Annotated in this window: 4 protein-coding genes; all 4 read right to left on the minus strand. The window is 32.8% G+C overall.

The features are described from left to right. Positions 1-305 precede the first annotated feature (305 nt). Positions 306-737 carry a hypothetical protein gene (locus tag BLQ00_RS17075; protein ID WP_093145530.1) on the minus strand — a complete coding sequence of 144 codons (432 nt, stop codon included), beginning with the start codon at positions 735-737 and terminating at the stop codon, positions 306-308. A gap of 266 nt (positions 738-1,003) precedes the next feature. Continuing rightward, positions 1,004-1,456: a hypothetical protein gene (locus tag BLQ00_RS17080; protein ID WP_093145531.1), complete on the minus strand. Its 453-nt coding sequence runs from the start codon at positions 1,454-1,456 to the stop codon at positions 1,004-1,006. Positions 1,457-1,711: 255 nt separating this feature from the next. Next, positions 1,712-2,803 carry a toxin-antitoxin system YwqK family antitoxin gene (locus BLQ00_RS17085; RefSeq protein WP_175445488.1) on the minus strand — a complete coding sequence of 364 codons (1,092 nt, stop codon included), beginning with the start codon at positions 2,801-2,803 and terminating at the stop codon, positions 1,712-1,714. A gap of 238 nt (positions 2,804-3,041) precedes the next feature. Further along, a complete protein-coding gene (locus BLQ00_RS17090) occupies positions 3,042-3,713 on the minus strand; it encodes an acyl carrier protein (RefSeq protein WP_093145533.1) in 672 nt (223 codons plus the stop codon). Positions 3,714-3,823: the final 110 nt, after the last annotated feature.

Here is a 3,823-nt window from a genome sequence, read left to right on the forward strand (position 1 = left end):
TTGTTATTTAGTTCTGCATTATTGGTAAACCTTGTTTTACATAAGAGTCAAAAATCTGTTCATTTCTAAATTTTTCTGACCATTTACGGTAACGGGTTTGTATAACGATTGTTGCGTTTGGCGCAGCGCGCTGAGGGCAGCAGCGACAAGTTCGTACTTCTCTTCTTAGTTCCAAATTATTCAGAGCTGCGTGAGACTCAGAAGGGCAAGCGTAACGTTATTTTTCAGAAACCAATATAGCTAAATATTTGTAGAAATTATCAAGTAATTCCTGCAAGAGCAATAATTGTTATACGTTGTTGTGCTTAGTGCATTTTTATTCTTTTGGAACATTGAATGATGATAATTTCTTCATCGGTCACATCACGTCCTTCAAACTCAATGCCACCTATATAAGTTTGGTCATCAGTAATGAATCTCTTTTTGTATTCTTTAGACATTTCAACACTATATCTTTTTGATTCGCTTATCTCGAGAGAGAATTCTCCTAATTCATTTGTATTTCCATTCAATATTTTATGCATTTGCCACATAAAGTACCAAGGTTTTTCTATTCGACTTATTTCTATTTCTGCATTTTGAATCGCTTCATTAGTTTCTTTATTAATAGCTTTAAAAGTAACTGTCGATTTCGAGTCAAATAATATATCATAATGATGAATATAAAACCAGAAGGAGAAAATTAATACTAATAAAGTCAGAATCGCAATTCTCCATTTTTTGAATTTAATATTCATAAATGTATTTTAGATCAAATTGGTTTAAGTCAGACGCATTATGCACAACGGGTTTGTATAACGATTGTTGCGTTTGGCGCAGCGCGCTGAGGGCAGCAGCGACAAGTTCAGACTCTCTTCTTAGTTCCAAATTCAACAGAGCTGCGTGAGACTCAGAAGGGCAAGCATTACGTTATTTTTCAATAACCAATATAGCTAAATATTTGCAGAGAGTATCAAATAGTTACCGCAAGAGCCATAATTGTTATACGTTGTTGTAAAACGTTCTATTCGAAATATTGAAATCCGTCGTGAATTTCTTGTTTCAATTTATTCCATTCAGAATTGTTCTTAATTTCGATAAGGTCAATATAAACTTCTGAATCAAAATCAGTTGGAATTTTGGGCTTTTGTCTGGAGTAAATCTTTAGTGTATCGTTCACAGCTTTGTAAATCAATCCGTCAAACCCATAGAAAATATATTCAGTTATTGAATCTGCTTTAAATTCTGATACTGGACTTGTTGAAATTACGGTGATTTTATGGTCGTAAGTTAATCCCCAATTATTACTTTTTATATAAAGTGAAGTCAATTTATCAGGAAAGTAAATCTGCTTTTTTTCAACTTCGGGTTTTCCTATTTCATCCCAACTTGTTAATTCACGTTCAAATCTCATTCCTAGCCAAAAGGAAAGAATAACTAGCAATATCGAGATTATAATTAAATGTCCTTTTTTCAATTTAGAATTTGGTTTTTTGTGAATGTTTTACAACGGGTTTGTATAATAATTGTAGCGTTTGGCGCAGCGCGATGCTGGTAGCGGCGACACTTTTTCTGTTCCTTGTTTAGTTCCAAATTATTCGGAGCTGCGTGAGACTCAGAAAGGCAAGCGTAACGTTATTTTTCAGAAACCAATATAGTTAAATATTAGCAATCAATTTACTTTTAGTTTCGCAAGAGCTATGATTAGTATACGGTGTTGTGTGTAGTTTTTCTAGTGCATTATAGAATCAATTGGTTCGCCATAATCATATTTAACAGTCTTAATTAAAATTCCTGATTCATTGAAAAACTTAAAAGGACCATTGTAATACCCGTCTTTAGCATATCCTTCTAACATTTTCAATCCATTTTCGTGGTATGCAATTACATAACCGTGATGTTTATTATTTCTTTTGGAAGAAGTCTCCTTTTTAACTCCATTTTCGTAAAATAATTTCAATTCAGATTTTTCATTATCGAAATTTGAAATTGCTTGGATTTTACCGCTAGGATAATAATTAGTTTGGACGCCGGAACTAGTCAAAGATAAAGTATCTAAATTGAATATTTGAAGTACCTTCATTTGACCATTTTCATAATAATACTTGCATGTATCCTTTCTTTTCCCATTCCAAAAAAATTCATGAGATTCTATTCGACCAGATTTGTAATATTCTATACATTCTCCATGCAATTTTTTATTTTTAACGAAGTTTGTTTCTTGAATATTACCGTTCTCAAAGTAATATTTAGCTTGTCCTATTTGTAAACCATCTTCCCAATTTGATATGCTTTCAATATTACCGTTTGGATAATAATCTATTCGCTTTCCATGATCTAAGCCATCTTTTAAGTTAAATTCTTTTAAAAGTTTTCCGTTCTTATCAAATCTTTTCCATAAACCCTGCTCTAAACCATTTTTCACTGTTCCTTCTTTTGATTTTATGCCTAAGTTTGAATGATAAAATTCAAGAAATCCTTCTTCATATTTTACTTCAGTAACTGTGTCAAGATTATATTTAACCACTTTAGTCAAATGATCTTCTTTATCATAATAATGGGTAATTCTATTAGGGAAACTATCGATAACTTCCAATTCTACGTATCTATTTCCATTTGGGAAGAAATATGATGAATGTGATTTAGGTAGTTTTATTTTTAAGTTAGGGTCAATTCTCAACCACTTTCCTTCTTTTCCTTCTTCTTGATAGAAAACATAATTTTGGTTTCTGTATTTTTTATTTAAAATGTCATCTTTACATGAGATGTAAAAAACAGAAATAAATATTAAAAAGTATAGTTTCAATTCTTTTGGTTGTTTCAAAATTACACACAACGGGTTTGTATAATAATTGTAGCGCTTGGCGCAGTGTGCGGCTTGAAGCGGCGACACCTTTTCAGTTCTTTATTTAGTTCCAATTATTCGGAGCTGCGTGAGACTCAGAAAGGCAAGCGTAACGTTATTTTTCAGAAACCAATATAGTTAAATATTTGCAATCAATTTTATTCTAGTTTCGCAAGAGCTATGATTAGTATACGGTGTTGGCGTGTCGTTTTTATTTTTATGTCAATCTCGCTTCTCGCGTCAATTTCGACTTATCAATTAACAAGTCATTGCTGAACCAATCAATCAGAACTCGTTCAATTTCCTTTTCGTTAAATGTCTTTGGGTTTCGTCTCGATTTTAGGTAGTTCTCTCGAGTCATTTTTTCTGCAACTTGTCCAACTGTTTTTAAATCAAGTTCATTTCCTATCTTGAAGGCAAGCCAAAGTCCACCGATAGAAAGTCCCATTCCACCAAGTCCGAGTTGCCAACTGAAAAACAGACTAATAATAGAACCTAATAGAAGTAAAAGCAGAAAAGTTGTAACAAAATGTGGCGGTCTCAAAAGAGACAACTTAAATCCCAAAGACTGTTCTATTTGGTTGATTCTAGTTTTTCTTATTTGTCTAGGTAAAAGGTCTGCAAGTTGAGTATCTGGTGTTATTTCGTTCTTGTCAACTTTTAGGATAGAGGTTAAGACGTTCCTTAATTTATAGAATGCTTGTTGGCTTGTGCAATCATCTTGTTTGTCAAGCTGAATTTTGTTTTTGATATAGTCGCACAGTTCCCCAAAAGTCCGAACATTGACTAATTCATTTTCAGAGAATTCGATTCCAAAAGACTTTTCAACTTTCACAAGTAAGTCTTCGATATCTTCTGGGTCTGTATTTTTTAATTCAAATTCTTTCATTTTTCAAATGCACGCCAACGGGTTTGTATAATAATTGTAGCGCTTGGCGTAGTGTGCGGCTTGAAGCGGCGACACCTTTTCAGTTCTTTATTTAGTTCCAATTATTCGGA

Source organism: Ulvibacter litoralis (genome assembly GCF_900102055.1).
In the GTDB taxonomy this organism is placed as follows: domain Bacteria; phylum Bacteroidota; class Bacteroidia; order Flavobacteriales; family Flavobacteriaceae; genus Ulvibacter; species Ulvibacter litoralis.